The organism is Leisingera sp. JC11, from assembly GCF_040704725.1.
Taxonomy (GTDB): domain Bacteria; phylum Pseudomonadota; class Alphaproteobacteria; order Rhodobacterales; family Rhodobacteraceae; genus Leisingera.
In genome coordinates, this window is the sequence record NZ_JBFCVS010000002.1 from 254,780 (window position 1) to 269,438 (window position 14,659).

Consider the following 14,659-nt stretch of genomic DNA (forward strand, 5'->3'; position numbering starts at 1 on the left):
GGAAATCCGCACAAATGTTAGCGCCTGACAGATTTACGGGAATCGTTTCGGGAGGCCCTCTCCCGTAGGGTGGGCAATCTGCCCACCAGCCAACGCCAAACTGTAACCGCGAACGGTGGGCGGAATCGCCCACCCTGCAGAGACAAGCCCGGGGTGTTGCGCACCCGCCGTACGCACCGCTTGCCGCTCCTTAACCCGGGCTTGCGATACTCATTCCCGTCGCGACACCGGTGCAGACTGACACCCCGCACCAACAGGAGACCACAGGGCCCCCGAGACCACCTCCTCATTGGGTGCAGGGGCGTCCCGCAACGAAGGCTTCAGCGGACATGGGGGCTTGCGACCCCTATCCTCCCTCCGCCCATGGCCCCATTCGGGGCTTTCCGGCGGCGCCGCCTCCTTAACCACCCCGGCCTCAGCGCCGGACCGGACGAACCGCAAGGCCCCGGCCCCAGCGCCCTCAGCGGCGGTAATCCTCGGGCCGGATGCCATAGCGGGCCAGCTTATCGTAGAATGTCTTGCGCGGCAGCTTCAGGGCTTCCGCGGCCGCAGCCGCGCGCCCGTTGGCCCTGCCCAGCGCCGCGATCAGCAGCGACCGCTCCACCTGCGCCATCTGCTCTGCCAGCCCCAGGCCGGCCGCTGCCGAGGCCTCTTCCGGCATCCCCAGCACAAACCGCATCGCCGCCGACATCAGCGAGCGCGCATTGCCCGGCCAGTCCTGTGCCATCAGCGCCGCCAGATGCTCCTGGGAAATCTCCGGCGCCTCAATCCCCGCCTGCTCTGCCGCCTGCGCCACGTAGTGGCGGAACAGCACCGGAATGTCGCCCGGCCGCTCTGCCAGCGACGGGATCCGCACCCGCATCACATCCAGCCGGTAGAACAGATCGGCGCTGAATTTCCCCGCCTGCGCAAGATCTGCCAGATTGGCGCTGGAACCCGCGATGATCCTCACCCCGCCGCCCTGCTCCAGCTGCGCCAGCAGCGCGTATTGCGCCGCCTCCGTCAGCGCCTGCACCTCATCCAGAAACAGCGAGCCGCCCGCCGCCTCCTGGCACAGCTCCGCTACGGTTTCAGCCGCCAGCCCGGCGGCCGGGCGTTTCACAAACGGGCCTTGCGCGGCGGGCGACATCAGATGGATGACCTCGGCCACCTTGGAAATGCCGCTGCCTGGCGCGCCAGTGACCAGCACCTCCGCGCCTGTCGGCGCCACCGCCCGCACCCGCTGGCGCATCTCCTTGGCCTGCGGCGAGGTCCCGAACAAGAGCCGCGCCGCCGGGTCTCCGGTCTCCAGCTGGTGCTTCAGCCGCCGGTTCTCCAGCACCAGCGCCCGGGTTTTCAAGGCGCGCTCCAGCACCGGCAGGAAATCGGCAGGCGCACAGGGTTTCTCCAGGAAATCAAAGGCGCCTTGCGACATCGCCTTTACCGCCATCGGAATGTCGCCCTCGCCGGTCAGCAGCACCACCGGCAGTTCCTCGTCGGCACCGCGGGCATAGCCCAGCAGGTGAAACCCGTCCCGCCCCGGCATCCGGATATCAGAGACGATAATGCCCTCGAAGGCCGGGGTGATATGATCCTTCGCCGCCACAAACGATCCACAGGCCACCACATCGAGGTCGTTCAGCTCCAGCGTCTGCGCCAGCGCCTCGCGCACCGCCGCGTCGTCATCCACCAAGAGCACCTTGCGGGTCATGCGGCATCCCCCTTCTCGTCATCCTCGCGCCACGGCTCCAGCTCCACCGTGAACACCGCGCCGCCGCCGGTGTTGGCGCCGCGGATATTGCCGCCAAAGCTCTGCACCAGCCCGTAGGAGATCGACAGCCCCAGGCCCATGCCCTCGGAACTGCCCACCGCCTTGGTGGAATAGAACGGATCGAACATCTTCTCCGGCTCCTTGATGCCGGGGCCGCTGTCCTGCACCCGCACCAGCAGCCGCGGGCCGGTATCGATGGAGATCGAGATCACCTTCTCCACCTGCCCCTGCATGGCGTCGGCGGCGTTGTTGATCAGGTTCACGAAAACTTGCGTCAGCCGCACCTCGCCGCCCCAGGCATGGACCGGTCCGCTGCAGGCCGCCGCATTCCAGCGCAGGTCGATGCGGTCCGCTTTCAGCCGCGGCATCGTCAGCTCCACCGCGGCATCGATCACCTGCACCAGATCGACCTGCCCCATCGGCTCGCTCTCATTGCGGGCAAAGGCGCGCAGGTTCTTGATGATCCGCGCCATCCTGGCCGCCATATCGGCGATCCGGCCCAGGTTCTCGCCGGTGCGCTCCGCCTTGCCGCGCTGCAGGAAGGCGGCGCCGTTCTCGGCATATTGCTGGATCGCCATCAAGGGCTGGTTCAGCTCATGACTGATGCCCGCCGACATCTGGCCCAGCGCCGACAGCTTGCCCGCCTGCACCAGTTCCTGCTGCGCCCGCTTCAGGGCGGCCTCGGCCTCCTCGCGCTCGCGCACCTCGCGGCGCAGCCGGGTGTTGGCCGCCGACAGGTCGCGGGTGCGCTGCTCGACCCGGCTTTCCAGCACCGCGTTGGCCTCCGCCAGGGTGCGCCGCCGCTCCATCACGATGAACAGCATGGCGCCGAAGGCCAGGCACACCGCCGCCAGCGCCGCCGCCTGCAACAGCGCGATCCGCCGGGCCGGCGCCACATCCACCAGGATTTCCCCGGTCATGCCGATGACCGGCAGTCCGACCGTCAGATGCAGCGCCCGGGCGGGCAGATAGGGGCTGCCCTGCAGGGACCAGATCTCGTGCCCTGCATAATACTCCCGGCCGGTCACGCGCGGGCTCTGCCCGTCAGCGCCGCGCCGCCAGAACAGCAGCTCCGACCGGTTGGCGATGAACACCTCGCCGCCCTCGTCGGTAAAGAACACCGCCGGCAAGGAGCCGCGCCAGGTCTGCTCCACATCCTCCACGTCGGCGACCACCACCAGGGCGCCCCGCACCCCGCCATCCGGAGCAAAGGCCGGCGCGGCATAGAAATACGCACGCCTTTCCTCGGGCTGCAGCACCCCGTGGCCGGTGCCCAATGCGCCCTGCGTTGCCCGGACGAAATAATCCTCCTGCGCCACGCTGGCGCCGGTCACCCCTTCGGCGGCCGCCAGCACCCGGCCGTCCGCGGCGGCAAAGAACACATCCAGCGCCGCGGTCTTGTCAGCGACCGCGCGCAGCAGCGCCGCCGCGCCGTCCCGTGCTGCGGGTGTGGAAAGATCCGCCAGCACCGGGTGCTCTGCGGTCAGCACAGCCAGCTCCTGATAGACCTGCAGCTGGGTGCTTACACGGTCCGACGCCAGCGCCAGATCCGCCGCGCTGCGCTCTGCCAGGCTGTCCAGCGCCTGGCGGTAGCCATAAGACCAGACCGCAAGCGCCAATGCCGCCACGGCCAAAAGGAACCCGGCAGGCAGGCTCCAGCGAAGGAAGTGCTGTGTTTTCATTGCGGCACGTTATCAAAGCGCCCCTTGCATTGACCAGATGCAACGGCAACAACCGGTATATGAAGACTTTATCCCAATCCCCCACCGATCCCGCCTTTGTGCAGGACCCCTATCCCTTCTATGCCGCCGCCCAGGCCGAAGGGCAGCTGCACCATTGGCAGGACTATGGCATGACGGCCGCCTTCGGCCATGCCGCCGTGCATATGCTGCTGCGCGACCGCCGCTTCGGCCGCGAGGTGCCGGACGAGCTGCGCACGGACGGCCCCGCCCATCTGGCCCCCTTCCTGGCGGTGGAGGCGCATTCGATGCTCGATGCCGAGCCGCCCCGCCACACCCGCCTGCGCAAGCTGGTGCTGCGCGCCTTCACCTCGCGCGAGATCGCGGCGCTGGAGCCCGGCATCAAGGATCTGTGCCACCAGCTGATCGACGCCTTCCCGGACCAGCCCTTCGATCTGCTGGACGCTTATTGCACCCAGGTGCCGGTGATCACCATCTGCCGCCTGCTGGGCGTGCCGGAAGAGATGGGCGCCAATCTCGTGGATTGGTCGCACAAGATCGTGGCGATGTACCAGGCCGCGCGCACGGAGGCGACCGAACACGCCGCCGCCAAAGCGTCGCAGGAATTCACCGATTTCCTGCGCGGCTACATCGAACAGCGCCGCAGCGATCCCCGCGACGACCTGATCACCCGGCTGATCGCTGCGGAGGAGGAAGGCGACAAGCTCTCCACCGATGAGCTGATCGGCACCTGCATCCTGCTTCTGAACGCCGGCCACGAGGCCACCGTGCATTCGCTGGGCAACGGCGTGAAGACGATGCTGCAGCAGGGCTGGCAGCCGGGCTGGCTGGCGCCCGAGGGGATCGAGGGGCTGGTGGAGGAAATCCTGCGCTTCGACCCGCCTTTGCACATGTTCACCCGCTACGCCTATGAGAAGGCTGAGGTCTTCGGCCATACTTTCCAGCGCGGCGATCAGGTGGCCTTGCTGCTGGGCGCCGCCAACCGCGACCCCAAGGCGCTGGACGATCCGCACCATTTCGACCCGGCCCGGCCGCCGAAGGTGAACAAGAGCTTCGGCGGCGGCCTGCATTTCTGCGTTGGCGCGCCGCTGGCCCGGCTGGAGATGCAGATCGCCCTGCCGGTCCTGTTCGAGCGCTGCCCGGATCTGAAACTGGCGGCGGAGCCGGAATACTCAAACACCTACCACTTCCATGGCCTGACCCGGCTGATGGTCACCTGCAACTAGCCACCGGGGCGCCCCCCTTGTTTCACCTTTGGCGAAATACTCCGGGGGTGAGGCGCCCCGGCGCCGAGGGGGCAGCGCCCCCTTGCATGCCCGCGCCGGAAACTTACTCCGGCAGAGCGGCCATGCAGGGGCCGTTGACCAGCCAGTCCCGGAACGCGGCCACTTTGGGATCGTGCCACTTCTGCCGCTGGCCGATCAGCGCATAAGCGCCGTCCGGGGTGCCGCAGGTCATGTCCGGGAACGGCAGCACCAGATCGCCCCGCTCCAGTTCCTCACGGCACAGGACCAGATCCGCCATCACCACCCCCGCCCCCATCACCGCGGCGCGGGTTGCCATGTCGAGGTTCGGGAAAGCCTCTCCGCCGGCCGGGTCCACCCCGTCCGCCCCGAAGTGCTGCACCCATGCCGCCCAATCCTCACGCCGCGGGCTTTCATGCAGCAGCCGCTGGCCCGCCAGCGCAGCCGGGCCGGCCGCCAGCGCCGGCAGCAGCGCGGGTGCGCAGGCCGGGGACAGGATCATTTCGAACAGCGGCAGAACCTCGATATCCGCAGGCCGCCCGGGCCGGTTCTGCAGGGAAATGCCCAGGTCGTATTCGGCCCCGTCAAACCCCTTGCTGCCGTAGAAATCGGTGGTCAGCCGCAGCTTGATCTCGGGATGCGCAACGCGGAACTGCTCCAGCTGCGGCAGCAGCCAGCGCAGCGACAGCGTCGGCGGGCAGATCACCCGCAGCTCGGACGCATCCGCCGCGATCCGCTCCACCTCGTGCAGCATCTTCGCAAAGGCCTCCGTCAGCACCGGATAGAGCCGCCGCCCCGCTTCCGTCAGCACCACCCCGCGGGCATTGCGGTGGAACAGCAGCACGCCGATGTGCTCCTCCAGGATCTTCACCTGGCGGCTGATGGCGCCGCGGGTCACGAACAGCTCCTCCGCGGCAGCGATGAAGCCCTGGTGGCGGGCGGCGGCCTCAAAGGCACGCAGGGCGTTGAGGGGCGGCAGGCGCATCAGATCACCATGGGTCAGTTTTCCTGATCCATGGTGGAGATTAACTGGTTTGCGCGCAAGCCCCCTCCGCCCCTATCTCTCAGAGGCCAGAACGGAGGAAGTTTCATGACTGCATATTGTGAGAAAGCGGATGCCCGGCACCACGGCTCGCCAGCCCGCAGCGTGCTTGGCTGGATTGCAGGTCTGACAGGACTGAGAAAAGCTGAGCCTTATGGCGCGGCATCCCCGGAAGCGGTACAGGTGCCGCATAACGAGCTGCAGCGGCTGACGGAGACATCTCCGCATCTGCTGGCCGACATCGGCGTGATGCCGGAGGCTGCCTCTGGCGAGACATCCCCCTGGCGGCTGCAGGACGGGCGCCACCTGCTGCTGCGCCCGCCGCTGTGAGAGCCGGGGCGGCAAGCCGCCCGCCCTGCCCTCTAGCTGCCCAGCGGCAGCATGGTGGTCGACTTGATCTCCTCCATCGACAGAAGCGCGGTCACATTGTGCACCTTCACCTCTGAAATCAGCGCCTGGTAGAACACGTCATAAGCGCGCGCGTTCTGCACCCTCACCTTCAATATATAGTCGATGTCGCCCGCCAACCGGTGCGCCTCCTGCACCTCGGGGCGTTCTTGCAGCGCCTTCAGGAACTTGGCCTGCCATTCCGCCTCGTGCTCCGAGGTGCGGATGAGGACAAAGAAACAGGCCTCGAACCCCAGCGCCTCCGGGTCCAGCAGCACCGTCTGCTGGCCGATCACTCCGGCCTCCTTCAGCTTGCGGATTCGATTCCACACCGGGGTCTTGGAAGACCCCACCCGGCGGGCTATTTCATCCAGCGACTGGCTGGCGTCGCGCTGCAGTTCAGCCAGAATTTTCCGGTCCGTGCCGTCGATCCGCACCGTCATTCCTGTTTTCTCCTTTTGTGAGGACCAATCGGCCCGTTGTCCCGCCGCGGCAAAACCAATGTTCTTATTTCCGCGCCCATATAGCGCAATACCGGGAATATTTCCTATATCTACCCTCAAGTCAAACGCACTCAGAGGGTACAGGAATGTCCGCACCATCGACACATGCTGCCAATGCCGCCACTCACGTCCGTGGCAGCATGGACTGTATGGTTGCGGGCCAGGTGTGTTTTGCGGGCTCCGGCCCCGGCGATGCAGAGCTCTTGACCCTGAAAGCCCTGCGCGCCCTGCAGACCGCCGACGTGATCCTGCACGACCGTCTGGTCAGCGCAGAGATCCTGGCGCTGGCAGGCCCGCAGGCGGTGCTGGAAGACGCCGGCAAGGAAGGCTTTGGCGCCCAGGTCAGCCAGGAGGACATCAATGCCCGCCTGGTGGAGCTGGCCAAGCAAGGCAAGAAGGTGCTGCGCCTCAAGGGCGGCGACCCGGCGATCTTTGCCCGCCTGGATGAAGAGCTGACCGCCTGCGAGGAAGCCGGCATCAGCTACAGCATCATCCCCGGCATCACCGCCGCCTCCGCAGCCGCCGCCGCCATCGGCCAGAGCCTGACCCAGCGCGGCCGCAACACCGCGGTGCGGTTCCTGACCGGCCACGCGATGACCGGCTTTGCCGATCACGACTGGGCCGCACTGGCGCGCCCGGGCGAGGTTGCCGCGGTCTACATGGGCAAGAAATCCGCCCGCTTCGTGCAGGGCCGCCTGATCATGCACGGCGCCGACCGCGCGACGCCGGTGACCATCATCGAAAACGCCTCCCGCCCCGAACAGCGGGTGCTGGAAACAACGCTGGACCGCCTGCCCGCCGACCTGGATGCGGCCGGTTTTGACGGCCCTGCCCTCACATTCCTGGGCCTTGCCCCGCGCCAGGCGGCGGCAGCCCTGAACGACCTCAAAACGGAGCTTGCATAATGGCCCGCGCCTTTACGCCCAAAGTCATCACCGCCAACGACCTGCTCGAGGGCGACGTGATCTATTTCACCGCTGACAACACCTGGACCCGGAACCTGTCCGAGGCCGAGCTGATCACCGATGAGGCCGAAGCCCAGCTGCGCCTGATCGAGGCGGAGAAACAGAACATCCGCATCGTCGGCGCCTATCTGGCCGACGCCAAGGCAGGCCCGAACGGCCCCGAGCCGACCCACTTCCGCGAGGAATTCCGCCGCACCGGCCCCTCGAACTACTTCCATGGCAAGCAGGAGGCGCAAGCCAATGTATAAGTACAACGAGTTTGACGAAGCCTTCCTGGCCGAACGCAACGCCCAGTTCCGCGCCCAGGTCGAGCGCCGCATCGACGGCTCCCTCACCGAGGATGAGTTCAAGCCGCTGCGCCTGATGAACGGCGTCTACCTGCAGCTGCACGCCTACATGCTGCGGGTCGCGATCCCCTATGGCACCCTGAACCCGAACCAGATGCGCACCCTGGCGCTGCTGGCCGAGAAGTGGGACAAGGGCTACGGCCATTTCACCACCCGCCAGAATATCCAGTACAACTGGCCCAAGCTGCGCGACCTGCCGGACATGCTGGACGCGCTGGGTGAGGTCGGGCTGCACGCCATCCAGACCTCCGGCAACACCATCCGCAACACCACCGCCGACCATTTCGCCGGTGCCGCCGCGGATGAGCTGACCGACCCGCGCCCCTATGCCGAGCTGATCCGCCAGTGGTCCACCGACCACCCGGAATTCCAGTTCTTGGGCCGCAAGTTCAAGATCGCCATCACCGGCAGCAGCGCCGACCGCGCCGTGATCAAGGCGCATGACGTGGGCCTGCAGGTCGTGGAGCAGGACGGCAAGGCGGGCTTCAAGGTCATCGTCGGCGGCGGCCTGGGCCGCACCCCGATGATCGGCCAGGTGCTGCGCGAATTCCTGCCGCAGGCGGATCTGCTGCCCTACCTGGAGTCGGTTCTGACCGTCTACAACGTGCTGGGCCGCCGCGACAACAAGTACAAGGCGCGCATCAAGATCACCGTTTCCGAGAACGGCATCGACACCTACCGCGCGATGACCGAGGAAGCCTTCATGGCGATCCGCGGCCAGTACGACGGCACCGACCAGCAGCTGCTGGAAGAGATCAAGACGCATTTCCAGGCGCCGGAGTTCCGCTCCGCCCCGACCGATGCGTTCGATGCGGCCTATGCAAACGACCCGGTGTTCCGCGCCTGGGCCGACACCAACCTGCACGCGCACCGCGCCGAGGGCCACGCCATTGCCACCATCTCGATCAAGGCACACGGGCAGACCCCCGGCGACGCGACCGCTGAGCAGATGCGGGTGATGGCCGACCTGGCCGAGCAGTACGGCTATGGCGAGCTGCGCATCAGCCACCAGCAGAACGTGATCCTGCCGCATGTCCACAAGAACGACCTGCCGGCTATCCACGCCACGCTGAAGGCGCATGGCCTGGCCACCGCCAACATCGGCCTGATCTCGGACATCATCGCCTGTCCGGGCATGGACTACTGCGCGCTGGCAACCGCCCGCTCGATCCCGGTCGCGCAGGAGATCGCAACCCGCTTTGACGAGCTGAAGATGGAGCACGACATCGGCCATCTGCAGATCAAGATCTCGGGCTGCATCAACGCCTGCGGCCACCACCACGTTGCCCATATCGGCATCCTGGGCCTGGACCGCGCCGGCGTCGAGAACTACCAGATCACCCTGGGCGGCGACGCCACCGAGACGGCTGCCATCGGCACCCGCACCGGCCCCGGCTTTGCCTATGACGAGATTGTTCCGGCCGTGGAACGGATCGTCGAGGTCTACATGGCCCAGCGTGAAAGCGCCGAGGAAACCTTCCTCGAAACCTACCGCCGGATCGGCATGGAGCCGTTCAAGGCAGCACTGTATCCCGAGGCTCAGAAAAAGGTCGCCTGATCTGATGTTCCATTCAGCCGGAAACAAGCCCGCCGGGGAAGCCGAGCTTCTCCGGGACCGGGAGCTGGCCGCCAAGGCGGAGGCGCTCAACGCGCGCTTCCGCCACCATTCGGCCACCTCGGTGATGGAGGGCGCATTGCGGGACGCAGGGCATATCGCCCTGGTCTCCTCTTTCGGCGCGGAATCCGTGGTGCTCCTGCATATGGCCGCGATCATCGACCCGATGACGCCGGTTGTGTTCGTGGACACCGAACTGCTGTTCACCGAGACGCTGATCTATCAGCAGGAGGTGAGCGAGCGGCTGGGCCTGCGCAATGTGCGCATCATCCGCGCCGACGATATCGCCGAGAAGGACCCCTACGGGGCCTTGAAGTTCAGCGACAAGGACGCCTGCTGCACCCTGCGGAAAACCGTGCCGCTGCAAAAGGCGCTGGCGGACTATGACGGCTGGATCACCGGCCGCAAACGGTTCCAGTCGGGATCGCGCGCGGCGCTGGAGTTCTTCGAGGTCGAGGACGGCACCGGGCGGCTCAAGATCAACCCGCTGGCCCACTGGGCGCCCGAGGACGTGCGCGCCTATATGGATGAAAACCGCCTGCCCCGCCATCCGCTGGTGGCCAAGGGCTATCCCTCGATCGGCTGCGCGCCCTGCACTAGCCCGGTCAAGGAAGGCGAAGACCCGCGCGCCGGCCGGTGGCGCGGGGAAAACAAGGAAGAATGCGGCATCCACGTGGTGGACGGCCAATTCGTACGCACAGGAGCGTGAGTGAGATGACTGTTATCGTGACCGACACCGGCTTTGCCGCTGATGACTGGACCGGCGGCTTTGACGGCGCCAACGTGCTGGAGCTGGCCTCGGACGCCAATCTGAACGACGTGTCGCTGGACGGCGTGGAGCTGGTGCGGGTACAATTCCCCAGCTTTGCCGACGGCCGCGGCTTCACCCTGGCCCGCCAGTTGCGGCTGAAGGGCTTTGAGGGCCGCCTGCGCGCCTTCGGCCATGTGATCGCCGACCAGTACGCCATGGCCCGCCGCTCCGGCTTTGACGAGGTGGAGCTGAGCGACGACCTCGCCGCCCGCCAGCCCGAGGACCAGTGGCTGGCCCGCGCCAACTGGAAGGACCACAGCTATCAGGCCCGCCTGCGCGGCAGCACCGCTGCCCGCTGAGCCAGCCCCGAATCCGGGGAAATCCTTTGCCAGACCGGTTCCGTTGCGTCCTGCGCGGGGCCGGTTTCGCAAAACAGGGGGTTTTCCTGACCTGTATCAAAGACTAATCAGAGGTGCCGGCTACTCCTCCGGCAGTGGAACCGATGAATGAGATGACACCCGTGACCGACACCGCAACCGAACCGAAACCGGCCAAGGCCGTGCCGGCGCTGCCCGACGCCCAGACCGTGACCCAGGTGAAACACTGGACCGACCGGCTGTTCTCCTTCCGCTGCACCCGCCCGGCGTCGCTGCGGTTCCGCTCCGGCGAGTTCGTGATGATCGGCCTGATGGGCGACCCGGACCCCAAGACCGGCAAGCAGAAGCCGCTGCTGCGCGCCTATTCCATCGCCTCCCCCTCCTGGGACGAGGAAATGGAGTTCTACTCGATCAAGGTGCAGGACGGCCCGCTGACGTCCAAGCTGCAACACATCCAGGAAGGCGACGAGATCATCCTGCGGCCGAAGCCGGTCGGTACCCTGGTGCATGACGCACTGCTGCCGGGCAAGCGGATCTGGTTCTTTGCCACCGGCACCGGCTTTGCCCCCTTCGCCTCGCTGCTGCGCGAGCCGCAGACCTATCAGGACTACGACGAGGTGATCATCACCCACACCTGCCGCGAAGCGGGCGAGCTGACCTATGGCCGCGAGCTGATCGAGAGCCTGAAGGACGACGAGCTGCTCAATGAGGTGATCGGCGAAGGCTTCTGGAAGAAGATCAAGTACTACCCGACCACCACCCGCGAGGAGAGCCCCAAGATGGGCCGCATCACCGACCTGATGCGCTCCGGCGAGGCGTTCGAGGATCTCGGCGTGCCGCCGCTGAACCCGGAAAGCGACCGCGCGATGATCTGCGGCAACCTGGCCTTCAACCTGGAGCTCAAGGACCTGTTCGAGAACACCTACGGGCTCGAGGAGGGCGCCAACTCCAAGCCGGCGCACTTCGTGGTCGAAAAGGCGTTCCTGGACTGATCCGGCGCCGGGCCGCCCCTGCGCGCGGCCGCATTTTTGACACCGTTTTGACGGGAGGCTGCCGCCTCCCGTTTATCATTTGTTGGGGATGAATCGGTATCCCGGTTGCTGAGATCCAGAATGGAGCAGCAGCAGATGCACAACGAACCGGTCCCCGGGCAGGCGCCCGTCTTTCAGTCCGTCAGAACCGAGGCAGGCAAGGCCCGCGTCCGCGCCGCGCTGACCGGGTTCCAGAACCGCCCGGACCAGGTGCAGCCGTCGACCCCGGAAAAGCTTGCCGCCATCAAGGCCGGTTTCGATCTGCGCGCCATGGCGCCGCAGGACATCGACCGGATGTTCGACGCGCTGGTGCAGGCAGGCCACCCGATGACCGCGCCGATGCTGCTCTTGAATTCGATGGGCGACCGCTTCCGCAGCCATCTGGCCGGGATCACCGGCAAGGAGTATGACGGCGGCAAGACCCTGGACCTGATCGCGGTGGCGCAGCTGCAGATCCAGCGCGCCCGCAAACAGGGCGGCGCCAGCGGCGGCTGGGAAAGCTTCCTGTCCTTCCTGGTGCCGCAGACGCCCGCCGCGCAGCCCGCCGCCCAGGCGCCGCTGGACCACATGGCGCGCCTCGCCCAGCAGGCCCAGGCACGGCCGAACTGACGTGCTGCTGCCGGCCGGGACGGGCAACGGCAGGCATTATCAGACAAAAAAGGCGGCCGGAACATCCCGGCCGCCTTTTTGATGTTCAGCACCCTGGCAGGCAGTATCAGTCGCTGCCGGTTGCCGCTTCGTCAGCCGCGCCGGTTTCGCCGGACCCGGTGCCGGTGACGCCGTTCTGGTTCAGCAGCTCCTCGGCAGTGGTGGTGGCGCTGTCCAGCGCTTCGCTGGCGGCGTCCTGCGTGGCATCAGCCGCGCCGGCAGCTGCATCGGCCGCCGCATCGGCAGTGCCTTCGGCCGCTTCGGTGGCGCCGTTGAGTGCATCACCCACGGTTTCCGTCACCGCCTCTGCGGCCTCGTTCACCGCGTCCTGAGCCGCTTCAACTGCACTGCCTGCGGCCTCGGCGCCGGACTCGACGGCCTCTTCCACCGCCTCAGCCGCGTCCTGGGCCGCCTCTTCAGCCGCAGCTGCCGGCTCTTCCGAGGTTACCGGCTCGGTGCTGCTCTGCTCTTCCTGCACCGCGGGCGCTTCGGCCGGGGCCGGTTCCTGCGCGTCCTGGCCGGACACGACCACATAGGCGGCCACTGCCGCGGCGCCCAGTGCCAGCACAATCAACAACTGTCTCATAGTTCTCTCCTCACTCCTGCCGGCCCGCCTGGGCCGGGGCCGCAGCTGATGCGGCATCTGCCGTGCCAGATGGCGTTGCGGGCGGCACAGCTCAAGGGGGAAGTTTAGCACATATGCGTCACGGGCGGTGCGGCGCCGCCGTTCCGCGCCGAACTGGCGGAACGCCGCCGCAATCGCGGTTTTTCAGGCTGTTGCGGCGCGCCCTTCACCCGGCCCCCGGCCCGGTTTCGCACCTGTTTTCCGGGCCTTTTGCAACATGCGGCCTTGAAAAGCGGCTTTCCTGCCGCCATACCGCCCATAACGCTTGAATCACACGCGCGGGGGCAGTAGCGTTCCCGCACTTTTTGCAATGACAGAAGGATCGCAGTCATAGCCCGCAGACCTCATAACGCGCCGCCGCAACGCGACACCGGCCCGCGCGTCAACGAAAAAATCCGTGCCTCCGAAATCCGCCTGATCGGCGCCGATGGCGAAAACGTCGGGGTTGTTCACCCGGCCAAAGCCATGGACATGGCGGCAGAGGCCGGACTTGATCTGGTTGAAATCTCGCCCAACGCCAACCCGCCCGTGTGCAAGATCATGGACTTTGGCAAGTTCAAGTACGAACAGCAGAAGCGCGAGAGCGAAGCCCGCAAGAAGCAGAAGATCATCGAGGTCAAAGAGGTCAAGTTCCGTCCCAACACGGACACCCATGACTACGACGTGAAGATGCGCAATGTGGTCAAGTTCCTGGAAAACGGTGACAAGGTGAAGGTCACCCTGCGCTTCCGCGGCCGCGAGATGGCGCACCAGAACCTGGGCCGCGAGCTGCTGGAGCGGGTTGCCGAGGACATCAAGGAAATCGGCAAGGTCGAGAACATGCCGAAGATGGAAGGCCGCCAGATGATCATGATGATCGGCCCACTGGCCAAGAAATAAGCCGCGCACAGCCGGTGCATGGCACAGCCCCGCAGGCCCCCCGCCTGCGGGGCTTTTTTGTTTGCATCGGTTAGCGCTGCCTTAACGCCTGCCCGGTATACCTGTGCCATCCCTAGTGAAGGCAGACGCATGACCAGCTTGACCGACGTTCAGAACACCGCCTTCATGGCCATCGGCCCCAGCCGCATCGCCGCCCTGTCACTGCTGGCGCTGGCGCAGGCGCCGGAGGATGCGGAGAACGAAGGCGCAGAGGATGTACTGGCCCTGTCGGTGCAGCGCATTTGCGCAGCGCACGACATGCTCAGCAGCGGTCTGCACGGGCTGCTGGCGGACTGCGGCTACGCCCTGCCCGCTGAACTGGCGGCCAGGCGCGACGCCTGCCTGGAGCTGCTGGAACCGCTGCATCAGGCCGTGACCGGCACCGATGGCGCGGCGCTGGCGCAGGTGCGGGCGGTGCCGGATCTGGCCGCCCTCTGCCTCTACCGGCTGGAGCCCGCGGTGTCGGGGTTCCTCAAGGACATGGTGCAGTGCTTGCGCGAGGCGCAGCAGCTGCGAGAAGAGGGACGCGACGCGCAGATGCGGGCCACCATCGCCAACGCCGAAGGGGTCGGCAGGAACATCAAGTTCATTTCCTTCAACGCCTCGATCGAGGCGGCGCGGATCGGCGAGATGGGCAAGGGGTTTGCAGTCATCGCCACCGAGATCCGCGAACTGTCCGGCAAGACCCAGACCCTGCTGGATGAAATGTCCGGCTATCTGAAGCATTGATGCAAAACAGGCACCGGAGACCGGTGC

16 protein-coding genes are annotated in these 14,659 nt (G+C 66.5%); 11 read left to right on the plus strand and 5 right to left on the minus strand.

Going from position 1 to position 14,659, the window contains the following annotated elements:
* Positions 1-460: 460 nt before the first annotated feature.
* Positions 461-1,690: a sigma-54 dependent transcriptional regulator gene (locus AB1A62_RS03065; protein WP_366659826.1), complete on the minus strand. Its 1,230-nt coding sequence runs from the start codon at positions 1,688-1,690 to the stop codon at positions 461-463.
* Positions 1,687-3,432 (minus strand): ATP-binding protein, encoded by a 1,746-nt coding sequence (locus AB1A62_RS03070; RefSeq protein WP_366659828.1) that lies wholly within the window; start codon positions 3,430-3,432, stop codon positions 1,687-1,689. The genes AB1A62_RS03065 and AB1A62_RS03070 overlap by 4 nt, the downstream gene beginning before the upstream one ends.
* Positions 3,433-3,491: 59 nt before the next feature.
* Between AB1A62_RS03070 and AB1A62_RS03075 the strand changes: the two genes are divergently transcribed.
* Positions 3,492-4,676: a cytochrome P450 gene (locus AB1A62_RS03075; RefSeq protein WP_366659829.1), complete on the plus strand. Its 1,185-nt coding sequence runs from the start codon at positions 3,492-3,494 to the stop codon at positions 4,674-4,676.
* A 103-nt stretch (positions 4,677-4,779) separates the two neighbouring features.
* Here the strand turns inward: AB1A62_RS03075 and AB1A62_RS03080 are convergent, their stop codons facing one another.
* Complete coding sequence (locus tag AB1A62_RS03080; RefSeq protein ID WP_366659830.1) at positions 4,780-5,679, minus strand: LysR substrate-binding domain-containing protein; 900 nt, start codon at positions 5,677-5,679, stop codon at positions 4,780-4,782.
* 105 nt (positions 5,680-5,784) lie between these two features.
* Between AB1A62_RS03080 and AB1A62_RS03085 the strand changes: the two genes are divergently transcribed.
* Complete coding sequence (locus tag AB1A62_RS03085; RefSeq protein ID WP_366659832.1) at positions 5,785-6,066, plus strand: hypothetical protein; 282 nt, start codon at positions 5,785-5,787, stop codon at positions 6,064-6,066.
* Positions 6,067-6,098: 32 nt separating this feature from the next.
* Here the strand turns inward: AB1A62_RS03085 and AB1A62_RS03090 are convergent, their stop codons facing one another.
* The gene (locus AB1A62_RS03090) at positions 6,099-6,566 is read right to left on the minus strand and encodes an Lrp/AsnC family transcriptional regulator (protein ID WP_174144948.1); all 468 of its coding nucleotides are present in this window, start codon (positions 6,564-6,566) and stop codon (positions 6,099-6,101) included.
* A gap of 209 nt (positions 6,567-6,775) precedes the next feature.
* Between AB1A62_RS03090 and cobA the strand changes: the two genes are divergently transcribed.
* From cobA to AB1A62_RS03125, 7 genes are all read left to right on the plus strand, one after another.
* Positions 6,776-7,531, plus strand: a complete 756-nt coding sequence (cobA, locus tag AB1A62_RS03095; RefSeq protein ID WP_366660009.1) for a uroporphyrinogen-III C-methyltransferase — start codon at positions 6,776-6,778, stop codon at positions 7,529-7,531.
* The gene (locus AB1A62_RS03100) at positions 7,531-7,839 is read left to right on the plus strand and encodes a DUF2849 domain-containing protein (RefSeq protein WP_366659834.1); all 309 of its coding nucleotides are present in this window, start codon (positions 7,531-7,533) and stop codon (positions 7,837-7,839) included. Before cobA ends, AB1A62_RS03100 begins: the two co-directional genes overlap by 1 nt.
* Positions 7,832-9,496, plus strand: coding sequence for a nitrite/sulfite reductase (locus AB1A62_RS03105; protein ID WP_366659835.1), 1,665 nt, complete (start codon positions 7,832-7,834; stop codon positions 9,494-9,496). The genes AB1A62_RS03100 and AB1A62_RS03105 overlap by 8 nt, the downstream gene beginning before the upstream one ends.
* A gap of 4 nt (positions 9,497-9,500) precedes the next feature.
* Positions 9,501-10,262: a phosphoadenylyl-sulfate reductase gene (locus AB1A62_RS03110; RefSeq protein WP_366659837.1), complete on the plus strand. Its 762-nt coding sequence runs from the start codon at positions 9,501-9,503 to the stop codon at positions 10,260-10,262.
* A 5-nt stretch (positions 10,263-10,267) separates the two neighbouring features.
* Complete coding sequence (locus AB1A62_RS03115) at positions 10,268-10,663, plus strand: DUF934 domain-containing protein (protein WP_366659838.1); 396 nt, start codon at positions 10,268-10,270, stop codon at positions 10,661-10,663.
* A 143-nt stretch (positions 10,664-10,806) separates the two neighbouring features.
* Positions 10,807-11,673, plus strand: coding sequence for a ferredoxin--NADP reductase (locus AB1A62_RS03120; RefSeq protein ID WP_366659840.1), 867 nt, complete (start codon positions 10,807-10,809; stop codon positions 11,671-11,673).
* Positions 11,674-11,808: 135 nt separating this feature from the next.
* Entirely contained in the window at positions 11,809-12,321 is a 513-nt protein-coding gene (locus AB1A62_RS03125) for a hypothetical protein (protein WP_366659841.1), read from the plus strand.
* A gap of 106 nt (positions 12,322-12,427) precedes the next feature.
* On the opposite strand, the gene AB1A62_RS03130 is transcribed toward AB1A62_RS03125, so the two are convergent.
* Positions 12,428-12,946, minus strand: coding sequence for a hypothetical protein (locus AB1A62_RS03130; protein WP_366659843.1), 519 nt, complete (start codon positions 12,944-12,946; stop codon positions 12,428-12,430).
* A gap of 369 nt (positions 12,947-13,315) precedes the next feature.
* On the opposite strand from AB1A62_RS03130, the gene infC reads away from it, so the two are divergent.
* Positions 13,316-13,864, plus strand: a complete 549-nt coding sequence (infC, locus tag AB1A62_RS03135) for a translation initiation factor IF-3 (protein ID WP_366660011.1) — start codon at positions 13,316-13,318, stop codon at positions 13,862-13,864.
* Between the two features lie 129 nt (positions 13,865-13,993).
* Entirely contained in the window at positions 13,994-14,632 is a 639-nt protein-coding gene (locus AB1A62_RS03140; protein WP_366659845.1) for a methyl-accepting chemotaxis protein, read from the plus strand.
* Positions 14,633-14,659: the final 27 nt, after the last annotated feature.